Genomic DNA, 13,882 nt, shown 5'->3' with positions numbered 1-13,882 from the left:
TCCTTATCTAACTATTCGCAAAAAAATAAAAAAAGCAACTTAAAAAGTTACTTTTTATCTCCATTTCATACGGCAAGAACGGTGTTTTTCTTGACCTGTTTGTTTTTCGTAGCCTGGACGTAGCTTTTCATCGGGGATGACTTGCTCATCCTGTAAAAGTGCCAAAGAATGGTACTGCTGCAAATACTCATCACACTCATCACACCAGCGTTTATCAGCAGGATCCCAAAAAATAGTCATCAAATCACTCCGACTCTTATAAAGAGGATTCTTCTTTTCCAGCTCAAACCAGCGTGATTTATAATATTTTAGAGCATCATAATACTTGTCAAAAGATTGACTCATGATGACATCTTCTTCCCAACCTTCTATGAACCACCACGGTTCAAAGTCCCCATACATTTCTATAACACGATACATTCTTACTACTTCCTTTGTATCGTATATTATATCTAATTTTTAATTACAAGAAAAGGATTTTGCTTGCCTTTCCCTCTAGGAAGACTTCTTTAAATACCTTTTCAGCCTATCATAAAAATAGGAGTCCTTTATTGACCCCTATTTTATCTTCTTAGGCTTGATAACGTTTCACACCGTCTAGGTAGGTTGCTACCAATTCCAAATCTTTGTCTAGTACGATAAAGTCGGCATCGTAACCTTCACGGATTTGACCACAAACATCATCGATGTGAACAGATTTTGCTGGGTTGAGGCTGGCCATCATGACTGCTTCATGTGGATTCGCAATGCCCCATTCGACCACATTCTTCAAACCGTCCTTAAGTTTGAGTATAGAACCTGCCAAATTGCCTGTCGATTTGAGGCGAGCAGTTCCATTAGCCACGACTACTGGGAATTCTCCCAACATGTAGTCACCGTCTTCCAAGCCACCAGCTGTCATACAGTCTGTGATAAGGGCGATATTTTCAGTTCCTTTTTGCTTGAGCAAAATGTCACAGGCCTTTGGATCTACGTGGTGACCATCACAAATCAATTCAGCGTAAGTATGTGGCAATTCATACATTGCTCCCACCATACCGAGCTCACGGTGAGTCAACCCACGCATCCCATTGTAGGCATGTACCCAAACGCTTGCTCCAGCATCGACTGCTTTTTTAGCTTCATCAAAAGTCGCATTTGAGTGTCCAAGAGCAACGGTCACACCTTCCCCCGTAACCGTACGAACAAAGTCTTCTACACCTTCGCGTTCTGGCGCAAGGGCGATTTTATTGAGCAAGCCATTGGCTGCTTTTTGCCAAGCACGAAACTCATCCATACGAGGGTCTTTCATATAGGCAGGGTTTTGAGCCCCCTTGTATTTCTCTGTGAAATAAGGCCCTTCAAAATAGATTCCACGAATCTTGGCTCCACTGGCTTCCTGGTAACGAGCACCGATATTTTCAGTTACCGCAAGCAACTGCTCGTAAGAGGAAGTCAACGTCGTTGGCAAGAAGCTGGTAACACCCATGCTAAGCAATCCTTCACTCATGGTATGAAGGGTTCCTTCAATGTTATTATCCATGACATCCACACCGCCAAATCCATGAATGTGGGTATCCACAAGTCCTGGGGCAATGCTATAACCTGTATAGTCAATCACCTCAGCTCCTTCAGGAATCTGTTCTACATGTTTACCAAACTTGCCATCCACAAGTTCCAAGTAACCGCCACGACGAACTCCGTGTGGGTAGAAAAACTGATCCGCTTTAATATAATTAGGCATAATGATAACCTCCTTGATAGATTGATTCTAGAATTTATTATGTCAATTACATTATAAACCTTTCTTTTTCATTTGTAAATGGTATAGACCTATTTTTCGTGGATATTTTAAAAGAGCTGGATTTCTCCAACTCTTTAATTTTATTTTGATTTTACAGGTAGTTCTTGAGCAGCCTTAACAGCAGCTGCAATCGTCTCTGCGTAAAGTTTAGCACCTTCTTCAATCATGTTGCTATCATTTCCAAAGTGAACTTGGTCAGTTCCAGCCCAGATTTCAGGGTGTTCCTTAGCAACCTTATTCCAGTCAGCGATGCTCACGTAAGGATTCTTTTCAGCTAATTCCCGTGCATAAGCCGCATACTGCTCCACTGATGTGTAAGTGTCCTTGCTCTTGTCTCCCTCATAAGGTGTCACCAGTATCAGATGGTATCCTTTCGGTAGATTGTTCACGATGCTGTCCAAATCATTCTTATAACCTTCAGGATTGTTGACTCCCGTTGCAATGACGACTGTTTTTAGCAGTGCCTTGTTCTGACTGTTATTGAGCATGATGTCATTGGCTTGCTTGGTCGTTCGACTAACCTGGGCATTGATATTCGCTTCAGGAAGTGCCTCATGTAAGGCTGTATTGGCACGCAAGGCTACCGAATCTCCTATTAGGCTTGTTCCCTCAGAAATTCCTAGACGACTCAGTTCAGCTTGTTCAGCAAGAGTCTTTGTTTGTCCTATATTGGTCTGGGCTTGTTTGAAACCATTGACCATCAAGTCTGTCTCAAAAGCTCCAACTTGAGGAGCCACAGCTATGATAATCAAGGTAATCAAGGTAAGAATGCCAGCAGCACCAGCACTAATTGGTTTAATATGAGGCAATCGACTAATCTTCCGTATTAAAGGATTGGATTTACCGGCAATCAATGGCTCAATAATATAGAAGGATAGGATAGCAAAGAAATAAGAAAAAATGATTGTCAGAATAACAGCAGGCAGATTACTCATCAACTGAGAAAAGATAATATAAAAAGGCCAGTGGAAGAGATAAACCGCGTAGCTGGTATCCGCTAAAAATGTAATGATCCGAGGTTCTTGTATCTCAGGCGTTTTCTCATGCAAGACACGCGCAGCAAAAATCATGGTCACTGCCGCTAAACTTGCTAGCAAGAAGCCAAATAAGTACGCAAACAGGTAGGTGAACTTGACAAAGAAAGTCAAGAGCACTAACACCAAAAGCCCAGCAGCAAACACCAGTAGATTTTGACGAAGGTCCCACATCCGGTCAAACTGCTTGACTAAATCGCTCGTCTGACGAACCCCCACAACTGTCGCCAAAATGCTTCCTAAAAAGAAGGGATAGACATGGGTCAAACTTGAAAAGTAGACAGATGAATAGGAACTCGCCATTAGACTACCAATAAACATGGAGAAAAAGCTAATGATAAAAGCTCCAGCAGAAAGGAGAAAGACCATCCCTCTCAATTGACTACTAGATTTTGAACGTTTCGATAAGAACCAAACCGCTAAGCCCCAAAGGATATAGTAGTGAACCTCAACAGCTAGACTCCAGTTGTGAACAAAGAGATGCGGAATGAACTGGGATTCATAACTTCCCCCTGTTAACATTTCGTAGAAGTTGGTCATAAAACCGAGAACTCCAGCAACCTGGCCACCAATTCCAGCAACATAGTCTTGACGAACCAAGAAAGTAAAAGGCATGGTCACCAAAACCATCAGCACCACAGGTGGCACGATGCGGTAAAACCGTCTCTTAAAAAAGCCCAGCAAATCGATCTGGCGTGCCTTCCCAAATTCTTCTAAAAGGAGGGAGGTGATCAAAAATCCTGAAAAAGTGAAAAAGACATCTACCCCAAAGAATCCTCCAGGAAAGATCGTTTGAAAGAAGTGGTACAAAAGCACCAAAAGTAAACCTGTAATCCTAATCAAGGAAAACCATTTAATACGCATACGAGTCTATTCTCCATTAAATTAGGAAGCAAAACACCACCTAATTTCCATTCCATTATACTCCCTATTCTATCAAAAAAATAGGAAAAATCCTAAGAGAAAACTTAGGATTTTGGCATTCTATTTTTACACTTTAGAAATTGCGCCCTGACTTGTTGTAGCCATATTTTTCTACAAAATACTCACGAAATTCCAAGAGATTGTCATCCATGATGGCTTGGCGGACCTGCTTCATCAGATTGAGCAAGAAGTAGAGATTGTGGTAACTAGTCAAGCGGATACCGAAGGTTTCATCAGCCTTGAGCAAGTGACGAAGGTAGGCGCGTGTGTAGTTCTTACATGTGTAGCAATCACACTCAGGATCCAGTGGCGTAAAGTCTTCAGCGAATTGGGCATTTTTGACAACCAAACGACCTTGGCTGGTCATACAAGTCCCATTACGAGCGATACGAGTTGGCAAGACACAGTCAAACATATCCACACCACGAATAACTCCATCAATCAAGCTATCTGGCGCTCCGACACCCATCAAATAGCGAGGTTTGTTTTCAGGTAGCAGTTGAGTTGTGAAATCCAAGACGGCATTCATCTCTTCATGCGTTTCTCCTACTGCCAAACCACCGATAGAGTATCCAGGGAAATCCATGCTGACAAGGTCGTGAGCCGACTGACGACGAAGGTCTTCAAATCCTGCCCCCTGTACAATTCCAAACAAACCTTGATCCTGTGGACGACGGTGAGCCTTCAAACCACGCTCAGCCCAACGGCTAGTACGCTCGATTGATTTCTTAACGTAGTCATAAGGTTGGTAAAACTGAGGACATTCGTCAAAGGACATCATGATGTCGGAGCCTAGATTATTCTGAATAGAGATGGCCTTTTCTGGTGATAGGAACATCTTGGAACCATTGAGATGGTTTTTAAAGGTTACTCCTTCTTCGGTGATATTTCGGCTATCTGCTAGGGAATAAACCTGGAAGCCACCACTATCTGTCAAAATTGGTTGATCCCAGTTCATAAATTTGTGGAGACCACCTGCGCGTGCGATGAGTTCATCTCCAGGGCGAAGCCAGAGATGATAGGTATTAGAGAGGATAATCCCTGATCCCATCTCCTTCAACTCCTCTGGTGACTGGGTTTTTACAGTAGCTTGGGTCCCAACTGGCATAAATATAGGTGTCGGGAAGGTACCGTGCGGGGTGATGATTTCTCCCAGGCGAGCTCCCGTGTGTTTCTCTTTCTTAATCAAACGGTATTTGATTGGTGAATCTGACATTTTTTACCTCCGAAGCTGGGAAAAACAGTCCCAGTTCATACTTTGTGCCCAAAGGCATACTGTATGATTTTATCAAAAAAACCAGGAACTGTCACGAACTATGGTATAATGAGAGAATGAAATACCCAAAAATTGATTTAAAAACTATTCGTCTGCAGGCTAGGCAATTTCAGGCTGAAAATCCCCGCCTCCTTCTGGTCTATCTCCTTCCTAGTATGTTGGTCATCTTGTCAGGCTTTCTCAACCCCTTGGCTCGTCTCCAAGAAAGTGTTTTAGAGCAATCCTTTTTCAGCATGCTGGCACAAGTACTCCAAGTCTATCTCTTCCCATTAGTGGTTTCTTTTATGAGCACGATTTTTCTAGCAGGTGCTGCCTTTGCGACACTCCGACTCCTCAAGGATCCTGATACGGAACTCTCAGTAAAATCAAGCCTGGCCCTCTTTGCTGAAGAGCGCTTCTCGCAAACCTTCCTAACTCTGCTCCTCAAACGTTTCTACCTCTTTTTATGGAGCATTCCAAACTTAGTAGGCATTTATTTCCTCTTTTATAGCAATCTCTTGGCTAGAAGATTTGTTGCCCTACATCCTGAGTTTCCAAAACTAGACCTCTCATCTATTGAAAACGAGCAATTCCTTATGACCTTTGGGCTCTACTTTTTTGCGAGCCTCATCTTGATGATTGTAGGAAATGCCCTCTATATCCCGCAACATTATGCCTACTCGCAGGTAGAATTCCTCCTCTGCGATACTCTAGATTTAGGGCAGGCTAAACCCCGTCAAATCCTTAAAACCAGCCGTTTCTTGGTGAAAGGTTACAAATTTCAGCGCTTTGTCCTCGACTTACAACTACTTCCTTGGTACTTCCTCAATTGGCTCACCTTTGGAATTGCTAGTTTTTCACTCCTTCCCTATATCCAAAACAATCATATCTTCTTTTACAGAGCCCTACTAGCCCGTAAACGTCGAAATGGATAAGAACCTACAAAAACCAGCGTCCTGAAAGACGCTGGTTTTCTTATTTCAAAAGCAAAATACTCAGTAAAGTCAAAATAGCGGGTCCGCCTTGCTTCAGAATAATCTTCTTGTCTGCTGTTAGAGAACCGTAGGTCGCTGCACCAAGCACAAATAAAACAAAGATGGTCACAATTTCCAAACTTTGCGAGAAATAAATCCCGTACAAGAGAAAGACACCTATCAAAGCATTATAAATCCCCTGATTTTTAAACAATGAACTCACTGACGGACGAGCTAGTTCTTCTTTATCCACATTAAACACGCGACTAGTAGTATCTGATTGCGTAGCCACACTTTCCAAATAAAAAATATAAAAATGCTCCAAAGCAACGATAGTTGCTAAAACAATTGTAAAAATAGACATATTCTTCTCCTTAAATTTTTATCTCTTCTAAGCCAGATATCAACTTTTCTAACAAGCGACTGAACTCTTCTCGCTCTCCTTTTGTAAGTACACTCTCCATCTGATTTTTTACGTTTATATGTTGTTGAGGAGAGTTGGTTACTAGTTGTTCTCTCACAAAGTCTGTGACTTCCACCAAAACCTCCCTCTGGTTTTCAGGATTTCGACGTCGATTAACCAAACCTTCCTTTTCCAAAATTTTAAAGTGCCGTGTCAAGGCAGCCTGATCAATCTTCAATCTATCCTGAACTGCTATTTGATTACACGGTGACTGATCGATTAAGAAACATAAGATTTGATAACGAGTCAGACTAATTCCCAATTGGCGTTCGAATAATTGTGTCATAGACTGATCTGCTAATCGTAGTTGATACAGTAAATCATGGATTTCTACCATAAATCTTTCCCCTTTAAAGTTGATTTATCAACGATTGACTTATCAAGTATAATGTAATCCAAAAAATAAATCAAGTAATATGCTTACATTCTCTTGAAATATTACTCACTTCCTCATATTTATCCCTTTTACCCTAAAGGAATGACACAAAAAAAGAAGCGAGAACTCAATCAGTTCCCAACTTCCATTTTAATGATTAGTTCATTGAAACGTGAACGTGGTCATAGTGGTTTTCGGTTACGCTACCACGGTCTGGCATTGGATTCCACGTATAGGCTGGTCCATATTTACTATCATATGGAGCGTAGAAACGTTGTTTCCAGATGATATAGTTGATACCACGGCTAGCCATATTTTTGACTGCATATTCCGCGATTTGATCACCAAGTGCTGAACTCACTGGAACCATGAAGTCGATGGCCAAACCTTTACCATGGTCCCCACTGTCACCAGGACGGTAGCCACTAAAGGATGTAATCCCAAACAAGTTGGCTACTTCTTCTTTAAAGGCTGCAGTTTGTGATTGAAGACCAGCATTCTCAGACTTAGCTACAGCAAGTCCTGCATAGTCAGGAGCCGCTGGAGCTGAATAAGTTCTTGAAGGAGTTTGGCTTTGCTCTGCTTGATAAGTCGAAGTTGCAGTGTCAGAAGTTGCTGTTGATGCTGCTGTTTCTTCTGCTGCACTTGATCCTGTTGTATCAGCAGGTGTTTCAGTTGTTGGAGCAGCTGCTACTGGTGCTTCTGCTGGAGTTGTTGCTACCGTTTCTTCGGTCGCTGGAGTCGCCACTTTTGGAGCTTCTTCAACTGGACTAGTTGTTTCTGCTACTGGTGCTTCCTCTGGAGTCGCTTCTGCTGTTTCTTCAGCTACTGGTGTTTCTGTAGATGGTGTCTCTTCAGCAACTGTCGCTGTCTCAGAAACTTCTGAACTTGACGCTACTTCTGCTGGTTTTTCAATCTCTGTTGCAGTTGGAGCTTCCTCAATTGGTTGAGAAAGGTCTTCTACTTGAACTGTTTGTTCATCGACTGTTACTTGATTCGTCGTCAAATCAGCTGTCGCAGTCGTCACTTCTTCACTAGCGTCTGCTTGAGGAGTTTGGATTTCAACTTCCGTTACCTCTTCTGCCTCATTGACAGTTGTAGTGAGGACAGTATCTGGGAAAATCAAGTCCATATTGGTGATTTTGTTCAAATTAGCAAGAACGGTCACATCTACTCCCAAAGCTTCTGCAATCGTGCTCAGGGTATCACCATACTGAACTGTATAGCTGTTTTTGTTTTCGTTTTTCGTCACGTCATTTTGGATTTGCTCAACGGTACGAGCTGTCCAAGAGATTTCTTGAGCTTTAGCTCCTAATGCGGGAGCAAGAGATAAGGCTACTGTTGAGGCTAAAATAATTCTTTTCTTCATTCGTTCATATTCCTTTCAAATGAGTACCTGTCTATCATAACACAAAAAAAGCAGAAAAAAAGCCCTCTCGGGCCTATTTAACAGAACTGTCTATTCCCTGTAACAAACTCGATTACTTGAAATAGTTTGTTAGGTTTCTGTCATAAAACTGACACAATCTTCTCGCTCCTAATCCTAGAAAATACGAGGAATATCTGCCAGTGCTTGAATCCTGTGATTCACTTCATAAGAAGACTCTAAAAAGTTGATGCTTTGAAGGCCACTATTCTGGGCAAATTCCACATCCAAAGTCCGGTCCCCTATATAATAGGTGTTATCAGGATCCAGCTGATACTTGTCTAACAGATAGGTAGCCGCTTCTGGACTTGGCTTCCGCTCAAAACCGCTCTGACTGGTTAAAATCTCTGTAAAATAGGATTCCAACCCCAAGTCTCTGAGAATGGCAAAAGCATTGTCCCCCTTATGAGTATAGACAAACTGCTGAATCCCTGCTTGGTCTGCCCAAGCTAGCACTTCACGCACACCTGGCATCAAAACTACCTGAGTATTCTTCTCAGCCAGACTCTGGGCACGCACCTGATTGAGTACTTCCGCATCCAGATTTCTCTCTTCTGCTACCTGCTCCAGCAAATCCTGCACAGAGTACCTGAGGATAAACTCTCTCACTTTTTCCTTATCATAAGGAATAGAAAATTGAGCAAAGGTCTCCTCAATCCCTGACAAAATCGCTTCGTAAGAGTCCAATAAAGTCCCGTCTAAATCCCAAATAAAGGCTATTTTTTGCATCTCCTATCCTTTCAAGCTCATATAACGCTGGTAACGGTAACGTAGAAATAACCAACGGAAACCATTATCCAAGAGAGTCCCTGCCCAAATACCAGGCAAGCCCCAACCAAGAACAATACCCATAAGATAGGCTGTCCCTATACGGATACACCACATCCCAATACTTGTCGCATAAAAGGGGAGGCGAGCATTTCCCAATCCCTGCCACACTGCCGTATATATAACTGTCCCTGTCGCCATGGGAGTTCCTAGTAGAGAGAACAGTGCCACCAAAACGCTCGCTTCAACTGCTATAGGGTCCGTCGTATAGAGATGAGTCAATGGTGTCCCCAAGGCATAGATACTGAGAGTTAAGGGCAACATGAGAAGCAGAGAAAGCCAAAAGGTTTGCTTGCTTACCTCGTCTACTCTTTCCCAGTTATCCTCTCCAACTGCTCGAGCCACCTGCATGACCGTTGCCGTAGCGACACCAAAGACAGGCATGTAGTTAAACTGGGTCAAGACTTCTCCAACTGCATTCCCCGCTACTGCCTCCGTCCCAAAAGAAACAACCAAGGCAATAATCACTACATCTCCAGCCCGCATCATGAGACGTTCTCCTGCTGCTGGCAATGCCAAGGTCAGTAAGTCTTTATCGAGTCCAAAAGTCGGTTTCTCAAAAGGAAGCTTTAATTGCGACCACAAAATCACAAGACCGACTAAGCGAGACAAGATAGTCCCCCAAGCAACACCAGCTATCCCCATATCAAGGACAAAAATAGCTAGACTTGAAAAAAGAATATTCAAGGCATTGGATAACAGACTTACATAGAGAGGTAGACGCGGATTATGCGTTGCACGAATCAAGGCACCTAGACTGGTCATCAAGCCTAAGAGAACAATCGATCCACCCACCAAAGATAGGTAAAGTCCACCACTCTCAGCCACCTCCTGCTCAGTTCCCAAAAATCCTATCATCTCTTGCCCAGCAAAGATGGATAAAGCGCCTAAAAGTGCACTCAGCAATAGAGTTATCTTGAGAGCCTCTGTCACGTGATAAGCCAACTTGGACTGATCTTTCTGCCCCAAACTTTTTGAAATAACACTGGAGATAGCAGCTCCCAGAGCGATAAAAATCGCCTGGTAAATGGTGATAATATTGCCAGCGACTGAAACACCTGAAATAGCGATTAAGCCCAAGTGAGCGACCAAGTAACTATCCACCATGCCCATAAGCATCTGCAAAAAGTTTTCACCCATAGCTGGCAATGCAATATTAAGAATGTCTTTATTTTTCTTAAACAATCCTTCCTCCTGATGAAAAGAAACTCAGTTGGTTTCCCAACCGAGTTTACTCCCTCTGTCTTAAAGTCCTAGATAAGTCTCAACCGCTGCTTGCATGTCAGCAGCTGCCACTGTTGTTTTATGACGAACTGGAGCTGTTTCAAGGCCATCAACCGCTGGTGGCACTGCCACTCCTGAAATGTCATGTAATTGAGCCAAGGCTTCAAAGTCAGTCAAGCCTGCTTTTCCTGTTACCGCTTCTACGGCAACCACTGGGAACTTGTATGGACTAGCTGTTGATGCAATCACTGTCTTAGTCGCATCGCCAGTAGCTGCTTGGTATTTTCTATAAACAGCTGAGGCAACCGCGGTGTGTGGGTCCTCGATGTAAGCATCTGTTTGATAAACACGTTTAATTTCTGCCGCAGTTTCTTCCTCAGTCGCATATTCAGCTGCAAAGAGTTCCAGAATCGCTGCATCAAAGTCTGTCAATTCATATTGTCCTTGTGTACTCAAGGCATTCATGAGTTCAGCTGTCTTAACCGCATCATTCCCCAAAAGATGGAAAATCAAACGCTCCAAGTTTGAAGATACCAAGATATCCATAGATGGACTAGTTGTTACTTTAAACTCACGTTTCTTATCATAAACACGTGTCTTGAAGAAGTCAGTTAAAACATTATTGTCATTTGAAGCACAGATTAATTTGCCAACTGGAAGACCGATTTGTTTAGCATAAAAGGCAGCCAAAATATTTCCAAAGTTTCCTGTTGGTACTGTGAAGTTGACCTTTTCACCAGCCACAATCTCACCAGACTTGACCAACTGAGCGTAGGCATAAACATAATAAACAATCTGTGGTACCAAACGACCAATGTTCATAGAGTTAGCTGATGAAAATTGCAGTTTATTGGCAGCCAACTTTTCACGAAGAGCTACATCGTTGAACATGTGCTTCACATTGGTTTGCGCATCATCAAAGTTTCCATCGATAGCGATAACATGAGTATTGTCGCCAGTCTGAGTAGTCATTTGCAACTCTTGTACCTTGCTGACACCATCCTTTGGATAAAAAACGATAATCTCAGTACCAGGCACATCGGCAAACCCCGCCATAGCAGCTTTCCCAGTATCACCAGATGTCGCTGTCAAAATGACAATCTTGTTCTCCAAACCATGCTTTTTAGCGGCTGTCGTCATAAAGTATGGCAAGATAGACAAGGCCATATCCTTAAAGGCAATCGTTGAACCATGGAACAATTCCAAGTTGTATTGCCCATCCAGTTTCACCAATGGCGCAATAGCTGGAGTATCAAACTTGCTATCGTAGGCATTGTTGATACAGTAGTCCAACTCCTCAGCCGTAAAGTCATCTAAAAATGCTGATAAAACTAATTTAGCCACTTCTTGGTAAGAAGCATCTTTTAATGTGTCAAAGTCCAAATCCACCTTTGGATAAGTAAGCGGAGTAAACAGACCACCGTCCGTCGCCAAACCTTGCAAAATAGCTTGGCTGGCAGTTGCTCTATTATTGGCATCACGCGTTGATTGATAAACTAATGTCATGAATCTCTATCCTTTATCTATAGTCTCTTCCATTATATCACGATTTTTCAGAAAATTCTCCCTTTATAAGAGAAATTATAATCCCAATTCTTTCTTCAAAGGCTCTAAATAAACCATTTCTTGCTTATCTCTTTTCTCCAAACCTTCCTCAGCTAGGATGAGTAAGTCTTTAGAAAACTCGAGAATCGCAGCTTCTTCCTGATCTGTAAGTTTCTTCTTAGAAAATTGTCGTCTTAAAAGCTTATAATCACGACCAGCTGTGGTAAAAAATGGAGCAGTTCGCAAGTAAGCTTCAAGCTTGTCTAAATGAACCAACAAACCCAAATGAAAAGCCGTCGCAGCAAAACTACGATTCAAGGGTTGCGTACAGACACTACGAAACTCAATAGTACCCCGAGTTGTCAAATCTTGGTACTGGTAACTACGATGAGTTTGGAAATCCTCCTCCTGAGGATAAAGAAGGATCTCCCTCCCATCAAGGGCGAAGGCATGAATTTTCGGAGTCCCTAAGTAATCTTTTGCTCGAATTGGATAAAAATAATAGGTTTCGCCATCACGTTCCGCAGTAAAGATTGCAGAATGATCTAGATAATCAAAAAAATCATTCTCGTCTTTGAAGAGTCTGGCATTGACGCCTACATTTTCAGAATAAATCCCGTGCATAGATTCTTCCCAAAAAATATCTCTCGAAATTTTGGTATCCCAATTTGCCCCTGAAAACTCAGAATTGGCAAACAAATAAGCTTTTGCAGCTTCGATCTGAGTAAATGCGTTGATAACACGCAAATAGTTAGACTTTGAAACATCCAATTGAACTTGGCTTCCACAGATAAAAGCACCATATTCCGGGTAATCGTGTAAATCCTCCCCTAGAAAAGTTCTACTCAACTTCAAATAGTTCATTAACATCTGATAGCGTGCATAAGCAACCGGTTGATTCTCATTCTTCTCCCAGTATGGATGGATTCCAGAACCAATAATGGCATGATTTGCCTCACCCAACTTTTTCTGAATCAGATTCATGTAATCTCGAAAACGCACTTCAACCTCTTGGATGGATTCCGCCCTACCAAAGGCAAACTCGATAGTTGTATAGGAAACTTCGAATAAGATAGTATCTTGGCTAACTGGATCAAGTAACTGAATTGGATTTCCAAAATCATCTACTTTTTCGATCGTAAAACCCAGAACTGATGGTAAATACCGAAAGAGATCCTTAACAACTTCACTATCTGTAGCATTACCCTCTAAATTAATAACAGGATACTCTAGCTCAATTCCCACAAATAAATCAGGTTTCTCTTTTATATTTTCTAAGTAGCGCTTCTTAAGCAACTCAATCGAACGAGACATCAAACACCAACACTTTCATAATCAAAACAAATTGTGAATAAGTAATATTATACCAAAAATACACTAAAAATGACTAGAATAAGAATAAAAAGATGATTCATCAGTTATCTGTACTTAAAGAAAAAATATCAAAATCTTCACTAAATCAAAAAACAAGGTCCGAAAACCTTGTCGTTATTACTATACCGGCGGCCGGGGTCGAACCGGCACGTCCTTGCGGACACTGGATTTTGAGTCCAGCGCGTCTGCCAATTCCGCCACGCCGGCAAATAGTAACTGGGGTAGCTGGATTCGAACCAACGCATGAGGGAGTCAAAGTCCCTTGCCTTACCGCTTGGCTATACCCCAATAATATAAAATAGGCGAGTGATGGGGATCGAACCCACGCATGCCAGAGCCACAATCTGGTGTGTTAACCACTTCACCACACCCGCCATAATCATATTAACACGGGCAGTAGGAATTGAACCCACACTGAAGGTTTTGGAGACCTTAGTTCTACCTTTAAACTATGCCCGTAACTAAAGTAATGGAAGGGGAGGGATTCGAACCCCCGAACCCGAAGGAGCGGATTTACAGTCCGCCGCGTTTAGCCTCTTCGCTACCCTTCCAAGTTATAAATAAAATATGGCGCGAGACGGAATCGAACCGCCGACACATGGAGCTTCAATCCATTGCTCTACCAACTGAGCTACCGAGCCAAATTGCGGGAGCAGGATTTGAACCTACGACCTTC

At 42.4% G+C, this 13,882-nt stretch carries 12 protein-coding genes and 7 tRNA genes (1 of these 19 cut by a window edge); 1 reads left to right on the top strand and 18 read right to left on the bottom strand.

Annotated elements, in window-relative coordinates:
* Positions 1-54 precede the first annotated feature (54 nt).
* The 4 genes from FD735_RS00840 to tgt form a co-directional block, all read right to left on the bottom strand.
* A complete protein-coding gene (locus tag FD735_RS00840) occupies positions 55-420 on the bottom strand; it encodes a DUF1033 family protein (protein WP_061421836.1) in 366 nt (121 codons plus the stop codon).
* Positions 421-571: 151 nt separating this feature from the next.
* Positions 572-1,723, bottom strand: a complete 1,152-nt coding sequence (gene nagA, locus FD735_RS00835; protein ID WP_001134437.1) for an N-acetylglucosamine-6-phosphate deacetylase — start codon at positions 1,721-1,723, stop codon at positions 572-574.
* Between the two features lie 140 nt (positions 1,724-1,863).
* On the bottom strand, positions 1,864-3,681 hold the full coding sequence (locus FD735_RS00830) for an acyltransferase family protein (protein ID WP_061421837.1): 1,818 nt from the start codon (positions 3,679-3,681) through the stop codon (positions 1,864-1,866).
* 133 nt (positions 3,682-3,814) lie between these two features.
* Positions 3,815-4,957: a tRNA guanosine(34) transglycosylase Tgt gene (gene tgt / locus FD735_RS00825; RefSeq protein WP_139658259.1), complete on the bottom strand. Its 1,143-nt coding sequence runs from the start codon at positions 4,955-4,957 to the stop codon at positions 3,815-3,817.
* 116 nt (positions 4,958-5,073) lie between these two features.
* Between tgt and FD735_RS00820 the strand changes: the two genes are divergently transcribed.
* Positions 5,074-5,931, top strand: coding sequence for a DUF975 family protein (locus FD735_RS00820; protein ID WP_139658258.1), 858 nt, complete (start codon positions 5,074-5,076; stop codon positions 5,929-5,931).
* Positions 5,932-5,971: 40 nt separating this feature from the next.
* Here the strand turns inward: FD735_RS00820 and FD735_RS00815 are convergent, their stop codons facing one another.
* From FD735_RS00815 to FD735_RS00750, 14 genes are all read right to left on the bottom strand, one after another.
* Positions 5,972-6,334 (bottom strand): DUF1304 domain-containing protein, encoded by a 363-nt coding sequence (locus tag FD735_RS00815; protein ID WP_045616566.1) that lies wholly within the window; start codon positions 6,332-6,334, stop codon positions 5,972-5,974.
* Positions 6,335-6,344: 10 nt separating this feature from the next.
* Positions 6,345-6,770 (bottom strand): MarR family winged helix-turn-helix transcriptional regulator, encoded by a 426-nt coding sequence (locus tag FD735_RS00810; protein ID WP_139658257.1) that lies wholly within the window; start codon positions 6,768-6,770, stop codon positions 6,345-6,347.
* Between the two features lie 196 nt (positions 6,771-6,966).
* A complete protein-coding gene (locus tag FD735_RS00805; protein WP_139658256.1) occupies positions 6,967-8,178 on the bottom strand; it encodes a LysM domain-containing protein in 1,212 nt (403 codons plus the stop codon).
* 174 nt (positions 8,179-8,352) lie between these two features.
* Positions 8,353-8,964, bottom strand: a complete 612-nt coding sequence (locus tag FD735_RS00800; RefSeq protein WP_139658255.1) for an HAD family hydrolase — start codon at positions 8,962-8,964, stop codon at positions 8,353-8,355.
* Positions 8,965-8,967: 3 nt separating this feature from the next.
* Positions 8,968-10,248: an MATE family efflux transporter gene (locus tag FD735_RS00795; RefSeq protein ID WP_139658254.1), complete on the bottom strand. Its 1,281-nt coding sequence runs from the start codon at positions 10,246-10,248 to the stop codon at positions 8,968-8,970.
* A 60-nt stretch (positions 10,249-10,308) separates the two neighbouring features.
* Positions 10,309-11,793, bottom strand: coding sequence for a threonine synthase (gene thrC, locus FD735_RS00790; protein ID WP_139658253.1), 1,485 nt, complete (start codon positions 11,791-11,793; stop codon positions 10,309-10,311).
* 75 nt (positions 11,794-11,868) lie between these two features.
* Positions 11,869-13,146, bottom strand: coding sequence for a gamma-glutamylcysteine synthetase (locus FD735_RS00785; RefSeq protein ID WP_125414851.1), 1,278 nt, complete (start codon positions 13,144-13,146; stop codon positions 11,869-11,871).
* Between the two features lie 183 nt (positions 13,147-13,329).
* Positions 13,330-13,413 (bottom strand) — tRNA-Leu (locus FD735_RS00780).
* A 9-nt stretch (positions 13,414-13,422) separates the two neighbouring features.
* Positions 13,423-13,494 (bottom strand) — tRNA-Gln (locus FD735_RS00775).
* A 13-nt stretch (positions 13,495-13,507) separates the two neighbouring features.
* Positions 13,508-13,580 (bottom strand) — tRNA-His (locus FD735_RS00770).
* A 14-nt stretch (positions 13,581-13,594) separates the two neighbouring features.
* Positions 13,595-13,665: transfer RNA gene (locus FD735_RS00765), tRNA-Trp, on the bottom strand.
* 11 nt (positions 13,666-13,676) lie between these two features.
* Positions 13,677-13,757: transfer RNA gene (locus tag FD735_RS00760), tRNA-Tyr, on the bottom strand.
* A 17-nt stretch (positions 13,758-13,774) separates the two neighbouring features.
* Positions 13,775-13,847: transfer RNA gene (locus FD735_RS00755), tRNA-Phe, on the bottom strand.
* Between the two features lie 3 nt (positions 13,848-13,850).
* A tRNA-Met gene (locus FD735_RS00750) sits at positions 13,851-13,882 on the bottom strand; it runs 42 nt beyond the window's last position.

Origin of the sequence: Streptococcus sp. 1643 (assembly GCF_006228325.1) — a bacterium.
Taxonomy (GTDB): domain Bacteria; phylum Bacillota; class Bacilli; order Lactobacillales; family Streptococcaceae; genus Streptococcus.
Note: the sequence above shows the minus strand (reverse complement) of the source record. Positions and strands in the feature narration are given on the sequence as shown.